The sequence below is a fragment of the Paraburkholderia sp. 35.1 genome (assembly GCF_050436525.1).
In the GTDB taxonomy this organism is placed as follows: domain Bacteria; phylum Pseudomonadota; class Gammaproteobacteria; order Burkholderiales; family Burkholderiaceae; genus Paraburkholderia; species Paraburkholderia tuberum.
In genome coordinates this window covers 78,388-91,934 of sequence record NZ_JBNDMJ010000003.1, presented here as the reverse complement: position 1 = coordinate 91,934, position 13,547 = coordinate 78,388, and the positions used below count along the sequence as shown (strand labels likewise).

General features: G+C 65.9%; 13 protein-coding genes. 9 read left to right on the top strand and 4 right to left on the bottom strand.

Features of this window, described 5'->3' with window-relative positions:
* Positions 1–175 precede the first annotated feature (175 nt).
* On the top strand, positions 176–1,198 hold the full coding sequence (gene kdgT, locus OKW27_RS20460) for a 2-keto-3-deoxygluconate transporter (protein ID WP_429334694.1): 1,023 nt from the start codon (positions 176–178) through the stop codon (positions 1,196–1,198).
* Between the two features lie 31 nt (positions 1,199–1,229).
* Here kdgT and OKW27_RS20455 read toward each other — a convergent pair whose 3' ends face one another.
* Both OKW27_RS20455 and OKW27_RS20450 read right to left on the bottom strand, forming a co-directional pair.
* Positions 1,230–1,850 (bottom strand): GNAT family N-acetyltransferase, encoded by a 621-nt coding sequence (locus tag OKW27_RS20455; protein ID WP_187612759.1) that lies wholly within the window; start codon positions 1,848–1,850, stop codon positions 1,230–1,232.
* A gap of 145 nt (positions 1,851–1,995) precedes the next feature.
* Positions 1,996–3,441 (bottom strand): NAD-dependent succinate-semialdehyde dehydrogenase, encoded by a 1,446-nt coding sequence (locus tag OKW27_RS20450; RefSeq protein WP_184067722.1) that lies wholly within the window; start codon positions 3,439–3,441, stop codon positions 1,996–1,998.
* Between the two features lie 292 nt (positions 3,442–3,733).
* On the opposite strand from OKW27_RS20450, the gene OKW27_RS20445 reads away from it, so the two are divergent.
* The 5 genes from OKW27_RS20445 (at position 3,734) to OKW27_RS20425 (ending at position 8,551) form a co-directional block, all read left to right on the top strand.
* Positions 3,734–3,937 (top strand): cold-shock protein, encoded by a 204-nt coding sequence (locus OKW27_RS20445; RefSeq protein WP_007181784.1) that lies wholly within the window; start codon positions 3,734–3,736, stop codon positions 3,935–3,937.
* A 36-nt stretch (positions 3,938–3,973) separates the two neighbouring features.
* Positions 3,974–4,384 carry a hypothetical protein gene (locus OKW27_RS20440; RefSeq protein WP_429334693.1) on the top strand — a complete coding sequence of 137 codons (411 nt, stop codon included), beginning with the start codon at positions 3,974–3,976 and terminating at the stop codon, positions 4,382–4,384.
* Between the two features lie 381 nt (positions 4,385–4,765).
* A complete protein-coding gene (gene hpnJ, locus OKW27_RS20435) occupies positions 4,766–6,187 on the top strand; it encodes a hopanoid biosynthesis associated radical SAM protein HpnJ (protein ID WP_184043334.1) in 1,422 nt (473 codons plus the stop codon).
* On the top strand, positions 6,184–7,344 hold the full coding sequence (gene hpnI, locus OKW27_RS20430; RefSeq protein ID WP_429334692.1) for a bacteriohopanetetrol glucosamine biosynthesis glycosyltransferase HpnI: 1,161 nt from the start codon (positions 6,184–6,186) through the stop codon (positions 7,342–7,344). The genes hpnJ and hpnI (OKW27_RS20430) overlap by 4 nt, the downstream gene beginning before the upstream one ends.
* A gap of 145 nt (positions 7,345–7,489) precedes the next feature.
* On the top strand, positions 7,490–8,551 hold the full coding sequence (locus tag OKW27_RS20425) for a lysylphosphatidylglycerol synthase domain-containing protein (RefSeq protein ID WP_429334691.1): 1,062 nt from the start codon (positions 7,490–7,492) through the stop codon (positions 8,549–8,551).
* A 15-nt stretch (positions 8,552–8,566) separates the two neighbouring features.
* On the opposite strand, the gene OKW27_RS20420 is transcribed toward OKW27_RS20425, so the two are convergent.
* Together OKW27_RS20420 and OKW27_RS20415 are read right to left on the bottom strand one after the other, a co-directional pair.
* The gene (locus OKW27_RS20420) at positions 8,567–9,970 is read right to left on the bottom strand and encodes an ATP-binding protein (RefSeq protein ID WP_429334690.1); all 1,404 of its coding nucleotides are present in this window, start codon (positions 9,968–9,970) and stop codon (positions 8,567–8,569) included.
* Positions 9,967–10,626 carry a response regulator gene (locus OKW27_RS20415; RefSeq protein WP_090805227.1) on the bottom strand — a complete coding sequence of 220 codons (660 nt, stop codon included), beginning with the start codon at positions 10,624–10,626 and terminating at the stop codon, positions 9,967–9,969. Before OKW27_RS20415 ends, OKW27_RS20420 begins: the two co-directional genes overlap by 4 nt.
* A 383-nt stretch (positions 10,627–11,009) precedes the next feature.
* Between OKW27_RS20415 and OKW27_RS20410 the strand changes: the two genes are divergently transcribed.
* The 3 genes from OKW27_RS20410 to hpnK are packed head-to-tail and all read left to right on the top strand — an operon-like array spanning position 11,010 to position 13,475.
* Positions 11,010–11,360: a hypothetical protein gene (locus tag OKW27_RS20410; protein WP_184043340.1), complete on the top strand. Its 351-nt coding sequence runs from the start codon at positions 11,010–11,012 to the stop codon at positions 11,358–11,360.
* A gap of 19 nt (positions 11,361–11,379) precedes the next feature.
* Entirely contained in the window at positions 11,380–12,645 is a 1,266-nt protein-coding gene (hpnI, locus tag OKW27_RS20405) for a bacteriohopanetetrol glucosamine biosynthesis glycosyltransferase HpnI (RefSeq protein ID WP_429334689.1), read from the top strand.
* Complete coding sequence (hpnK, locus tag OKW27_RS20400) at positions 12,645–13,475, top strand: hopanoid biosynthesis-associated protein HpnK (protein ID WP_429334688.1); 831 nt, start codon at positions 12,645–12,647, stop codon at positions 13,473–13,475. Before hpnI (OKW27_RS20405) ends, hpnK begins: the two co-directional genes overlap by 1 nt.
* The last annotated feature ends 72 nt before the right edge of the window (positions 13,476–13,547 follow it).

The window sequence follows — 13,547 nt, the reverse complement described above, 5'->3', positions numbered from 1 at the left end:
TGGCAACGCATAGCGTGAACGACCGGGTAAACGATAGTCAGGTTTAAGAAATAAAACGGAACGGCGTTCCTTTCATGATGCTATATTGCGCCGGACAGGGAGAGCCCGGCGTAGAACGGGACACCAACGCGGGTCATTAGCCCGTCAACGGGACGTCACCGTCCATGGAGGAGGCATGAAGATCAAGAAGGCCATCGACCGCATTCCTGGCGGTCTGATGCTGGTGCCGCTGCTGCTCGGCGCCTGTGTGCATACGTTCGCGCCGGGCGCGGGCAAATACTTCGGCTCGTTCACCAACGGCCTGATTACCGGCACCGTGCCGATCCTCGCGGTATGGTTCTTCTGCATGGGCGCGACGATCGACCTGCGCGCGACCGGCACCGTGCTGCGCAAGTCGGGCACGCTGCTCGTCACCAAGATGCTGGTCGCGTGGATCGTCACGCTGATCGCGGCGCGCTTCATTCCGATCGATGGCATCAAGACCGGGCTGTTCGCGGGACTGTCGATGCTCGCGATCACCACCTCGATGGACATGACCAACGGCGGGCTGTACGCGGCCGTGATGCAACAGTACGGCACGAAGGAAGAGGCGGGCGCGTTCGTGCTGATGTCGGTCGAATCGGGGCCGCTGATCAGCATGATCATTCTGGGTGCGACGGGGGTCGCGTTCTTCGAGCCGCGTCTGTTCGTCGGCGCGGTGCTGCCGTTTCTGATCGGGTTTGCGCTCGGCAACTTCGATAGCGAGCTGCGCGAGCTGTTCGGCCGTTGCGTGCATCCGCTGATTCCGTTTTTCGGCTTTGCGCTCGGCAACGGCATCGATCTGAACGTGATCGTCACGAGCGGCCTGCCGGGCATCGTGCTGGGGCTTGGCGTGATCGTCGTGACCGGCGTGCCGCTGATTCTCGCCGATCGCTGGATTGCCGGCGGCAATGGCGCGGCGGGGCTGGCGGCGTCGTCGACGGCAGGGGCCGCGGTCGCGAATCCGGCGATCATCGCCGACATGATTCCGAGCTTCAAACCGCTAGTGCCGGCCGCGACCGCGATGGTCGCCACCGCTTGCCTCGTGACCGCGATTCTGGTGCCGATCCTCACGGCGCTGTGGGTGCGCCGGCATCGTGCGCGCGACGCGCTGCGCGAGGAGTTCGCCACCGCGACGCAGGCGGCGCCGCTCAACGAGCAGCGCGATGCGCCGGTTTGAATGAGTCGGTAGCAGGAAGCCGGCGCGCCGCTCAGCGCGCCAGCTTCGCTTCGAGCATCGCTTTCACCGCCGGCCATTCGTCGTCGATGATGCTAAAGCGCACCGAGTTGCGCTTGCGCCCATCGGGCATGATCCGCTCGTGCCGCACGATGCCTTCCTGTTGCGCGCCGATGCGCAGGATCGCCGCGCGCGATTTGTCGTTGAGCTCGTCGGTCGTGAACTGCACGCGCACGCAGCGCATCACGTCGAACGCGTGGCACAGCAGCAGATATTTCGCCTCGGTGTTCACGACCGAGCGCTGCGCCGAGGCGGCGAGCCACGTATGGCCGATTTCGAGCTTGCGGTTCGCGCGATCGATCTTCCAGAACCGCGTGCTGCCGACGATCCGGCCAGCACGGTCATTCTCGTCATCCTCGTCGCGCCGCACGATCACGAACGGCATCACCTTGCCGGCCGCACGGCCGGCGAGCGCGGTGGCGATATAGGCGTCGATCGTCGCCGGGCCCGGCACGACGGTCAGCTTCATGTCCCACAGTTGCCCGTCGGCGGCGGCGTCGACGAGGGCCTGCGCGTGCTCCTCGCGCAGCGGCCGCAGCTCGACGAACGAGCCGCTCAGCGTGGGCTGCATCGATTCGGCGGAAATATCGTTCATGGCAATAAAAAAGGTCCGCGAGCGGAAGACTCGTGGACCTGGCAGATCGGTTGAGCCGCGCTCGGGAACGATGCGAGCGGCAAAACCGCGGCGCCGTTCCCGAAGCGCGTGATTGGCGTGATTAAACCCGTGATTAAACCCGTGATTAAACCGACATCACCGTGACCGCCTTGGTCACGAGGTAGGCTTCCATCGCCTCCGGGCCGCCTTCCGAGCCGTAGCCGGAATCCTTGACGCCGCCGAACGGCATTTCCGGCGTCGGCGTGGCAGGCTGGTTGATCCACAGCATGCCGACTTCCATGCGCTGCGACAGCAGATGCACGTTGGCGAACGACTTCGTATATGCGTAGCCGGCGAGGCCGAACGGCAGGCGGTTCGCTTCGGCGATCGCTTCTTCGAGCTTGTCGAAGCCGCGGATCGCGGCGACCGGGCCGAACGGCTCGTTGTTGAACACGTCGGCGTCGAGCGGCACGTCGGTCAGCACGGTGGCCGCGAAGAAGTTGCCTTCGGTACCGACGCGCTCGCCGCCCGTCGCGACCTTCGCGCCGGTCTTGCGGGCGTCGTCGACGACCTTGGCCATCGCCGTCAGACGGCGCGAGTTGGCGAGCGGCCCTAGCGTCGTGCCTTCGGCGAGACCGTCGCCGAGCTTCAGGCTTTCAGCGTGCTTGACGAGCGCCGCGGCGAACTCTTCGCGGATGCTGTTGTGCACGAGAAAACGCGTCGGCGAGATGCAGACCTGGCCCGCGTTGCGGAACTTCGCGGCGCCGGCCGCCTTGACGGCGAGCGCGACGTCGGCGTCTTCTGCGACGATCACCGGCGCGTGGCCGCCGAGCTCCATCGTCGCGCGCTTCATGTGCGAGCCGGCCAGCGCCGCAAGCTGCTTGCCGACCGGCGTCGAGCCCGTGAACGTAACCTTGCGGATCACCGGATGCGGGATCAGGTAGCTCGAGATTTCAGCCGGATCGCCGAACACGAGGCCGACCGTGCCGGCCGGCACGCCGGCCTCGACGAAGGCTTGCAGCAGCGCCGCCGGCGACGCCGGGGTTTCTTCCGGCGCCTTGACGAGGAACGAGCAGCCGCAGGCGAGCGCCGCCGACAGCTTGCGCACGACCTGGTTGACCGGGAAGTTCCACGGCGTGAACGCCGCGACCGGGCCGATCGGCTCCTTCAGCACCTGCGACTGCGCGGCAAGGTTGCGCGACGGCACGATGCGGCCATACACGCGGCGGCCTTCGTCCGCGAACCATTCGATGATGTCCGCGGCCGCCAGCACTTCGCCGCGCGCCTCGGCGAACGGCTTGCCCTGTTCCTGCGTCATCAGGCGGCCGATGTCCGCGGCGCGCTCACGCACGAGGGCGGCGGCACGGCGCATGACGGTTGCGCGCTCGTTGGCCGGCACCTTGCGCCAGGCTTCGAAGCCGCGCTGCGCGGCTTCGAGCGCGCGGTCCAGATCGGCGATGCCGGCATGCGCGACCTTGCCGATGGCCTGGCCGGTCGCGGGGTTGATCACGTCGAGGGTCTTGCCGCTGGCGGCGTCGCACCATTCGCCGTTGATCAAAAGACGGGTATCGGTATAGCTCGAGATGGCCATGCTGGGTTCCTGTGAGTGGGAAAACAACTGGCCGCGCGGACGTGCGGCACGAGGCGACATTCCTGCGCGGCCATGAATGAATTGCGGATACCATTTATCTTATCTGATTGCGGGCAATCGCACCGGCGCGGCCCGCAGGCGCCCGGTCGCGGCATGCGGCTTGCTGAGGTTTGGCACCGGAGCGATTTTGCGGGTCGTGCCGGGGCGCCGCGTCGGCGCTGCACGAAACGCTTGCAGGACGCAGCGCTTCATCCATTCAACCGCTACTACAGCGCATCACGAGGACATCGCCATGCCAACCGGAACAGTGAAATGGTTCAACGACGCAAAGGGCTTCGGCTTCATCACTCCCGATGACGGCGGCGAAGATCTGTTCGCCCATTTTTCGGAGATTCGATCCGAAGGTTTCAAGTCGTTGCAGGAAAACCAGAAAGTCAGTTTCGAAATCAAGCAGGGGCCGAAAGGCAAACAGGCTGCCGACATCAAGCCCGTGTGACGCCGGCCGGGCGGCTCGTCCGCATGCGAGGCAACCATGGATAAGGACGCCGCCTACGCGGAGATCGAGCGCAATGGCGGCGCCGCCTATGCGAAAAACTTCGCCGCGCGCTATCCCGACGAACCGCTGACGCCGTTCTGTCATCGCTATCTGTTCGAGCAGGCGGAGCGCGACGACGCGGCGCATGAGGCGGCCGCCGCCACGCGCGACGACGAGCGCGGTTTCGCGCTGAGGTCGCTCGCGCGCATGGAGGCGTCGTCGCATATCGCGCAGGCGGCGGCGAGCGCGTCGCGCGACGCTGCGGCCGCCGCCCACACGTCGGCGCGCGCGGCGCGGCGCTCGGCCTTCTGGACCATGATCGCCGCGCTCGCGTCGGCGCTCGGCGTAGTGGTAAACGCGGCCCTCAATCTCGGCTGGCTCGAATGGGCGAGGCATCTCGCGCGATGAGCGACGCGTCGGGCCGAGCGTTCGCGCCCGTGAAGGTGGCGTGAATCGGCGGCGCCGGCGGGGCTCGCCCGCACGCCACGCGAGAACCTATCCATTTACCACGCCGATACGACATCGATGCGACACGATTGCACGAGCGCGTCGATTACACAAATCGCCCCATCGGAGCATGCCGCGCGCGGTCTGAACGCAGTATTATTCTTCAGGTTTCCTTCAGCTTTGCTCCGTACTATTTGCGCCACTGCCCGTGGCCTTTCCGGACCGCGGCCGCCGCTACGTGCAGGTCGAGCACAGGCTTTCGCGACCTGCATTCGGGCAATGGAACAGTATAGATTCCCGACTGAAAACCGAAAGCGCCTATAAAGGCTTGCTGGAGCATCCATGAAAACTCTGTTCTTGCAGGCGCCGTCGTACGACGGCTTCGATGGTGGTGCGGGTTCGCGCTATCAGGCCAAGCGTGAAGTTCGCTCGTTCTGGTATCCGACGTGGCTCGCCCAACCCGCGGCACTGGTTCCCGACAGCCGCGTGCTCGACGCCACGGCAGACGGCCTGTCCGTCGACGCCGCCCTCGACATCGCCTCGCAATACGAGCTGGTGGTGATCCACACCAGCACGCCATCCTTCCCGACCGACGCGTTGTTCGCCCAGGACCTCAGGAAGCGCAAGCCGTCGCTGCTGATCGGCATGGTCGGCGCGAAGGTCGCGGTCGATCCGCACAATTCGCTGACCGCGACCGAGGCCATCGACTTCGTGTGTCGCGAGGAATTCGATTTCACCTGCAAGGAAATCGCCGAAGGCAAGCCGTTCGCGCAGATCCTGGGCTTGAGCTATCGCACCCCCGACGGCTCGATCGAGCACAACGAAGCGCGCCCGATCCTCGAGAACATGGACGAGCTGCCGTTCGTCGCGCCGATCTACAAGCGCGATCTGACCATCAAGAATTACTTCAACGGCTACCTGAAGCATCCGTACGTGTCGCTCTACACTGGCCGCGGCTGCCGCTCGAAGTGCACGTTCTGCCTGTGGCCGCAAACGGTCGGCGGCCATCGCTATCGGGTGCGTTCGGTCGAGAACGTGCTCGAGGAAGTCAAGTGGATTCGCGACAACATGCCCGAAGTCAAGGAGATCATGTTCGACGACGACACGTTCACCGACTTCAAACCGCGCGCCGAAGAAATCGCGCGAGGCATGGGCAAGCTGGGCGTCACATGGTCGTGCAACGCGAAGGCGAACGTGCCTTACTCGACGCTGAAGATCATGAGGGAAAACGGCTTGCGCCTGCTGCTGGTCGGCTACGAATCCGGCGACGACCAGATCCTGCTGAACGTCAAGAAGGGCTTGCGTACCGACATCGCGCGGCGCTTCGCCCAGGACTGCCGCACGCTGGGCATCAAGGTGCACGGCACCTTCATTCTCGGCTTGCCGGGCGAGACGCCGGAAACGATCCAGAAGACCATCGAGTACGCGAAAGAGATCAATCCGCTGACGATCCAGGTGTCGCTCGCCGCGCCGTACCCGGGCACTACGCTCTATAACCAGGCGGTCGAGAACGGCTGGCTCGCGGAGAACAAGGTGATCAATCTCGTCAGCAAGGAAGGCGTGCAGCTGGCGGCGATCGGCTACCCGCATCTGTCGCGAGACGAGATGTACCACCAGCTCGAAAACTTCTATAAACGCTTTTATTTCCGGCCGTCGAAGATCTGGGAGATCCTGCGCGAAATGCTGACGAGCTGGGACATGATGAAACGGCGCCTGCGCGAAGGCGTCGAATTTTTCCGCTTCCTGCGCGCGCACGAGGCGTGAGCGCCGCACACCTCGCCGCCGTCACGCTCGCGTACGCGTGCGCGGCGGCGACCGTTGTCGGCATCGGCTACACCGTGCTCGCGAGCGCGCTGATCGGGCGCTTCTTCGCGAGGGATGTAGCCGAACCCTCCAGCTTTCCACCCATTACGGTGATCAAACCGTTGCATGGCAACGAGTGGGCGTTGCTCGACAATCTGTCGAGCTTCTGCGCGCAAAATTATCCCGGGCCCGTGCAATTCCTGTTCGGCGCGCATGACTGCGCCGACCCCGCGCTGCAAACCGTCAACGAACTGCGGCGTCTCCATCCTCAGGCGGACATCACCGTCGTCGCCGATGCGCGTCTGTACGGCCCGAACCGCAAGATCAGCAATATCCTCAACATGGTGCCGCAGGCGCGCCACGACGTGCTCGTGTTCGCCGACAGCGACGTGTGCGTCGGCCCGGACTATCTGCGCAACGTGATCGGCGAATTGCAGCAGCCGGGCGTCGGGCTCGTCACCTGCGCATATCGCGGCCAGCCCGATCCGGGTTTCTGGCCGCGGCTGTCGGCGATCGCAACCAACTACCAGTTCCTGCCGGGCGTCGTCACTGGACTCGCGCTCGGGCTCGCGCGGCCGTGCTTCGGCCAGACCATCGCGATGCGGCGCGACACCTACGAGCGGATCGGCGGTTTCAAGCCGTTCGTGCAGCATCTGGCCGAGGACTACGAGATCGGCGCGGCGGTGCGCGCGGCGGGCGAGCAGGTCACGATTCCGCCGTTCGCGATCGCGCATGCGTGTGTCGAAGCGAGCGCCGCACAACTCGTGACGCACGAACTGCGCTGGAGCCGCACGATCCGCCGCATCGATCCGCTCGGACACTTCGGCACGGCGCTCGTGCATCCGTTGCCGTTCGCGCTGCTCGCGCTCGCGTGCTCGGGCGGCGCGCCGTGGGCGTGGCTGCTCGCGGCAGTGACGGTGGTCGCGCGTCTCGCGTTGAAGTGGCGCGCGGATCGGGCGTTGCGTCAACGCTGCCGCGATCTGTGGCTTCTGCCGTTATGGGATATCGTATCGTTTGCGATTTTCGTCGCGAGCTTCCGCTCGTCGCGGGTGATCTGGCGGGGCTTCAGCTTCAAGGTCGACGGCGACGGGCTGCTGTCGGCGGCGCAGGACGAATGACGAACGAACGGCAGATTGGGCTGGCAATGAACGAAGAAGTTTCGAGCGGGCGAAACGGGAGCGCCCTGGAGACGCATGGCAGCGCCCCGGCGACACGCGGCGTGCGGCGCATCACGTATACCGAGGTCGTGTGCGAGGTGCCCGCATGATGAAGCATCTGGGCCGCGCGGCTGCGCTCGCGGGTTTGCTGATCTCTTTGTGGCTCGTCTGGCGCGAAGATCCGCGCGCGGTGTTCAGCGCGTTGCGCGCGGCCGGCGCGGGCCTCGTGGTGGCCGCGCTCGCGCATGTGCTGCCAATGATCGCCAACGCGTGCGACTGGCGCTCGCTGATTCGCGGCGCGAACCGCCCCAGCTTCGGCAGGATGCTGCATCTGGTGTGGGTGCGCGAATCGGTCAACTGCATGCTGCCGGTCGCGCGGATCGGCGGCGAACTCGTGTCATTCCGTATGTTCAAGCGCTGGGGCGTCAGGCCCTCGACAGCGGTGGCCAGCACCATCGTCGACATGCAGCTGACCGTAATCAGCCAGCTGATGTTCACGATGGTCGGGATTGGTTTTCTGTTCGCCAATGCGCAATCGGGCGCGCTGCGGCTCGCCGGGCAGCTCGCGTGGGGCGTGGTCGCGTTGACGCCGGTGCTGTTGCTGTTCGGGCTCGTCCAGCATGCCAATCCGTTCGAGCGCATCACGCGCGTGGCGAACCGCGTGACGAGCGGCAAGCTAACCGCGCTGGTCGGCCAGTCCGCCCAGATCGATCAGTCGATCAAGGTGATCTGGCGCCGCCGCGCGGTCGTGCTGCGCTATCTGTTCTTCTGGCAGCCGCTGCAATGCGTGCTCACCTCGCTCGAAATCTGGCTCGCGCTGTATTTCCTCGGCGCGCGCGTGACGCTCGTCGAGGCGATCGTGATCGAATCGCTGATCCAGGCGGTCAGCAGCGCCGCGTTCTTCGTGCCGGGCGGTCTCGGCGTGCAGGAGGGCGCTTTCATACTGATTGGCGGCGCACTGGGGCTCGACCCCGCCACCTGTCTCGCGCTCGCGGCCGCGCGGCGAATTCGCGATCTGCTGATATTCGTGCCGGGCCTGATCGCGTGGCAGCTGTTCGAGGCGTCCGGCAGCGCGCGGCCGCATGCCGCACCGCACGGCGTGCGCGCCGAACTGGCCAAGCAGCGTTCGGGCGTCGCTGACGCGAACCGGGGCGGTGAGCGGCGCTGAGCGATTGGCGCGCCTTCAGCGCGTCGCGCGATAGGCCGGAAACGACACCCGCACCGCAAGCCCCTGGTCCCCGATCCCGGCGCCTAGCTGCAGACTCGCACCGAAATGTTCGGCGATCCGCGCAACGATCGACAAACCGAGCCCGCTGCCGGTCGCCTGATTGCCGGTCGCGCGGAAAAAGCGGTTCGTGAGCCGCGCGAGATCGTCCGGCGCGACGCCGGGGCCGTCGTCGCGCACGATCAGTTGCACCTGCTCGTCGGCATGGCGCACCGCCACTTCCACAGTGCCGCCCGAGCGTCCGTACTTGATCGCGTTATCGAGCAGATTGTCGAGCAGGATGCCGATCAGCACGGGCTCCGCGTCGATCTCGGCGAGCATGTCGCCGACCAGCATCACATTGATGTGCTTCTGTTGTGCATTGCGCCTGTTCGCGAGCAGCGTATCTTTCGCGATCGCCGCCGGCCTCAGCGGCTCGGTGGGCAGCTTCTCCTGCACGTCGAGCCGCGCGAGCAGCAGCAGTTGCTCGGCGAGCCGCGCGCTGCGATCGACGCCTTGCACGACGCGCTCCATCGCGAGCCGCTGCAGCGCGATGTCGGGCTCGGCGAGCGCGACCTGCGCCTGTACCTTGATCGCTGCGAGCGGCGTCTTCAGTTCGTGCGCGGCATCGGCGGTGAAGGCGCGCTCTAGCTCGCGCGCATGGTGCAGACGCGCCAGCATCTGGTTGATCGCGTCGACGAGCGGGCGCACCTCGAGCGGCGTGCGGCCGATGCCGACCGGTTCCATGCGGTTGATGTCGCGCGAACGGATCGCGGCCGACAACACCTTCAGCGGCGCGAGACTCCAGCCGATGCTGAGCCACACGAGCACCGCGAGCACTGGCAGCGCGATCAGCGTGGGCCGCGCGATGCGGCTCGCGACACCGCTCACCAGGTCGCTGCGGGTGTTGGCCAGTTCGAACACACGCACGCAGTGACCGAGCGCCGTTTCGCGCAACGTGAACGAGTGATAGAGCTGACCGCCCAGCGTGACGTCCTGCGCGCCGCTCGCGGGCGGCAACGGCAAATCCCACGCGGCGAGCGCATGCAGTTGCGGGCTGCCCGCCAGAACGGCGCCGTTGGCCGCGCGCACCTGGAAGAGGGCGTCGCGCGGCAGCGTGTCGTCGTCGTCGAGATCGCTCGCGCCGGGCTCACCGCCTCTCTCTTCTTCACGCACGTCGATGCGCGCATTGGCGAGAGTCATCAGATTGGTCGAATCGAGCAGCGCGAGCATCTGCGCGAGTTCGGCGAGACGCGCTCGTTCCCACGCGGCGACTTCGTGGATGGCTTGCCGGTAGCTCGACACGAGCGCGCAGCCCCATACGATCGCGATGCTTGCGAGCACGAGCAGCACGAGGCGCCGCCGAATCGACGGACCGATCATTCTTTCTCCATCACATAGCCGATGTTGCGCACGGTCTTGATCAGGCTTGCGCCGAGCTTCTTGCGCAGGTTCGACACGTGCACCTCGATCGCATTGCTTTCGATTTCTTCCTGCCAGCCGTACAGGCTTTCTTCGAGCCGCGAGCGCGACTGAGGAATGCCGAGATTGGTCAGCAGTTGCAGCAGGATCGCCCATTCGCGCGACGTGAGCGGCACGCGCGCCTCGTCGATCTGCACCGTTTGCGCGGCCGGATTCACTGTCAGATTCTGGTAACGAATCAGATCGATACTGCGACCTTGTGCGCGGCGCAACAGCGCGCGGCACCGCGCCACCAGTTCGGTGAGATCGAACGGCTTGCCGAGATAGTCGTCGGCGCCCGCTTCGAGTCCGCCGACGCGATCGACGACCGTGCCTTTTGCGGTCAACACCAGCACCGGCACGTCATTGCCGGCGTCGCGCACGCGTTTGAGCAGTTCCGTGCCGCTCACGCGCGGCAGGCCGAGGTCGAGTACCACCAAGGCATATTGAGTCGTGTCGAGCGCGAGGCCGGCCTTGTGGCCGTCGCGTGCCCAGTCGACTGTGAAGCCGGCCTGACGAAGGCCCGCCTCGACACCGCAGCCGATGAGTTCGTCGTCTTCTACGAGGAGTAAGCGCATGAGGCCAATATTCCATTGTGGGGCGTTATTGCATAACGTCGAGCATTTAGATGCAAGCGGCATTGATGCACATAGACGAACAATCTGCCGCGTTCCGAAGTGTAACCACGCCGTTCGTTAGCCGCTTCATGCCATGCGCGTGGTTAAGGTTTCCTTCAGCTTGAATCGATACCATCGACGCGCTATAAAATGGTCGTCGCAGATCGTAATGCATGTGCGAGACGACGTTGTCGTCAGGCCATCGCAACCTGATCGTAAGGACTTCGATGGAGCGACGCGCGAGGCATTCTGTATGCTGGTCGAGGGCGTCAACGGACGATCTCGACGAGTCCCGCCCATTGCCAGCATCCGGTCAGGCCGCAAGGCCGCGCACGAGGCACGTTATGAAGCGAGTCACTATCGACATGCTACGAGCCCATCTGCTAGTGGCGTCTCTGACGGCCGCGGGCACCGAAGCGCTGCTGTGCATGGCGTTGCCGGTACTGCCGGTCTCTGACGCTTTTTTCGCTTCGGCATCGTTCAGGCTGTTCGCGCTCGCGCTGATCATCGGCGGCGTGGTGATCGCGCGCGAATTTGCCGAGGTCGCCTTCGAAGTCGCGGTGCGGCGCGACTGCGCGACTCGCGCTGCTCGCGGCGCATGGCCCGCCGTGATCGCAGCGAATTGTCCGCGCCGGTGGCTCGTCGTGCTTCATCTGCGACTTACGGGGCAACCTTTCGTGCTGGCCGAGCACTGACGGACACGGACGGCACACAATGGCGGCGCACGCGTTGATTGCATGTCAATGGCTTCTGTTAGCCGCCTGCGTTAGCGCTTCGATCTACACGGCAGCCGCCGCGCTCGCCATGCCGTTTTTCACCGCCCGACATAAATCGAACCATCATGGGGGCAGGGCCGTCAATCGCGCGCTCAGCCGTTCGCTGATGGATTCGCTCGATTGTCCAACCGGGCCGTTCGCGCAGGTCGGTGTCAGCGTGCTGAAGCCGCTGTGCGGCGCCGAGCCGCGTCTCTACGAAAATCTGCGAACCTTCTGCGAGCAGCGACATCAGCATTTTCAGCTGGTGTTGGGCGTGTCGTCGCCGCACGATCCCGCCATCGCGGTGGTGCGCCGATTGCAGGCCGCCTATCCGCAGTGCGACATCGAGCTTGCAATCGACACACGCGTACACGGCAGCAATCTGAAAGTCAGCAACCTGATCAACATGGCGGCAGGCGCGCGCCATGACGTGATCGTGATCGCCGACAGCGACATCGCGGTCGACCCGGACTATCTCGACAGCGTCGCCGCGCCGCTCGCGGACCCGAACGTCGGCGTGGTCACGTGCCTGTACGTCGCGCGCGGCGTCGGCGGCTTCTGGCCGCGTGTCGGTGCGCTGTTCATCAACGAGTGGTTCGCGCCCTCGGTGCGGGTCGCCCATGCGATGGGCTCGCGCCGCTTCGGCTTCGGCGCGACGCTCGCGTTGCGGCGCGCGACGCTGGAGCGCATCGGCGGCTTCGAAGCGCTGAAAAACTGCCTCGCCGACGACTACTGGCTCGCCGAGCACGTGCGCGCGCTCGGTCTGCAAACGGTGCTGTCGCGCGTGATGGTCGCGACCGACGTGATCGAGCCGACCTTCGCGGCGCTGTGGCAGCGCGAAACGCGCTGGCTGCGCACGATCCGCTCGGTCAATCCGCTGGGCTTCGTGTCGCTGCTGATCACGTTCCCCACGCCGTGGCTGTTGACGAGCGCGGGGCAGACCGTGTCGCTCGCGACGTGTGCTCACGCGCCTTTCGCGGCGGTGGTCGCGAGCGCGTCGGCCACTGCGGTCTGCGTTGGCGCGCGCCTGCTGCTGCACCTGCGCGCGGCACGCCGCGCGCGCACGTTCTGGCGCGATCTGCCGCTGGTGCCGTTGCGCGATACGCTGCTCGCGCTCCAGTGGCTCGTCAGCGCGTTCGGTTCGCACGTGGTGTGGCGCGGCGAGCGCATGCAGCTCGGCACGCCGTCCGCCGAGCGCAGCGGCCGGCTGGACAGCCTCACGTGATGGACAGCGCAAAACCCACCCAGCCGCGCGGACTGATCACCACCGCCGACGATTTCGGTCTGCATCAGCGCGTCAATATCGCGGTCGAGCGTGCGCATCGCAACGGTGTGCTGCGCGCCGCGAGTCTGATGGTCGGCGCGCCGGCCGCCAAAGACGCGGTCGCGCGCGCGCGTATGCTGCCGGAACTGCGCGTGGGCCTGCATCTGGTGCTGGCCGACGGCGCCGCGCTGGCGCCGCGCGAGGAGGTCGCCGCGCTGCTCGACGAGAACGGCCGCTTCGGCAGCAACATGGTGCGTGACGGCGTGCGCTTCTTTTTTCTGCCGCACGTGCGCCGGCAGCTCGCGCACGAAATTCGCGCGCAATTCGAAGCCTTCGCCGCGACCGGCCTTACGCTCGACCACGTGAACACACACAAGCATTTTCATCTGCATCCGACCGTGCTCGGCCTGATCCTCGACATCGGCCGCGACTACGGCATGAGGGCGATGCGTTTGCCGTTCGAAGCGAACGCGCCGCTGTGGCTGCGGCCGTGGATCGCGCACGTGAAGACGCGGCTCGAGCGCGCGGGGATCGCGCACAACGACTACGTGGTCGGCATCGCGGCGAGCGGGCGCATGGATGAGGCGGCCTGGCTCGCCGCGCTCGCGAATCTGCCGCATGGTGTCGGCGAAATCTACTGTCATCCGGCGCTGGCCGGCGACGCGCTGAGCGACGGCATGCACGACTACCGGCATGCCGACGAGTTGCAGGCGCTGCTGTCGCCACGGGTGGCCGCCGCGATCCGCGCGCTTGGGGGGCGGCTCGGCGGGTTCGCGGATGTGCTTGCGTAGCGCCATGCTTCGCGAAATGCGGAAAACTTTGGCCACGCTCACACCGGCTGCTTTTTCATCAACAGCTTCAGC

What these genes read in the sequence shown, in the direction of transcription:
- kdgT (WP_429334694.1), top strand. Translation starts at nt 176, where the DNA reads ATGAAGATCAAGAAGGCCATCGACCGCATTCCTGGCGGTCTGATGCTG.
- OKW27_RS20455 (WP_187612759.1), bottom strand. Translation starts at nt 1,850, where the DNA reads ATGAACGATATTTCCGCCGAATCGATGCAGCCCACGCTGAGCGGCTCG.
- OKW27_RS20450 (WP_184067722.1), bottom strand. Translation starts at nt 3,441, where the DNA reads ATGGCCATCTCGAGCTATACCGATACCCGTCTTTTGATCAACGGCGAA.
- OKW27_RS20445 (WP_007181784.1), top strand. Translation starts at nt 3,734, where the DNA reads ATGCCAACCGGAACAGTGAAATGGTTCAACGACGCAAAGGGCTTCGGC.
- OKW27_RS20440 (WP_429334693.1), top strand. Translation starts at nt 3,974, where the DNA reads ATGGATAAGGACGCCGCCTACGCGGAGATCGAGCGCAATGGCGGCGCC.
- hpnJ (WP_184043334.1), top strand. Translation starts at nt 4,766, where the DNA reads ATGAAAACTCTGTTCTTGCAGGCGCCGTCGTACGACGGCTTCGATGGT.
- OKW27_RS20425 (WP_429334691.1), top strand. Translation starts at nt 7,490, where the DNA reads ATGATGAAGCATCTGGGCCGCGCGGCTGCGCTCGCGGGTTTGCTGATC.
- OKW27_RS20420 (WP_429334690.1), bottom strand. Translation starts at nt 9,970, where the DNA reads ATGATCGGTCCGTCGATTCGGCGGCGCCTCGTGCTGCTCGTGCTCGCA.
- OKW27_RS20415 (WP_090805227.1), bottom strand. Translation starts at nt 10,626, where the DNA reads ATGCGCTTACTCCTCGTAGAAGACGACGAACTCATCGGCTGCGGTGTC.
- OKW27_RS20410 (WP_184043340.1), top strand. Translation starts at nt 11,010, where the DNA reads ATGAAGCGAGTCACTATCGACATGCTACGAGCCCATCTGCTAGTGGCG.
- hpnI (WP_429334689.1), top strand. Translation starts at nt 11,380, where the DNA reads ATGGCGGCGCACGCGTTGATTGCATGTCAATGGCTTCTGTTAGCCGCC.
- hpnK (WP_429334688.1), top strand. Translation starts at nt 12,645, where the DNA reads ATGGACAGCGCAAAACCCACCCAGCCGCGCGGACTGATCACCACCGCC.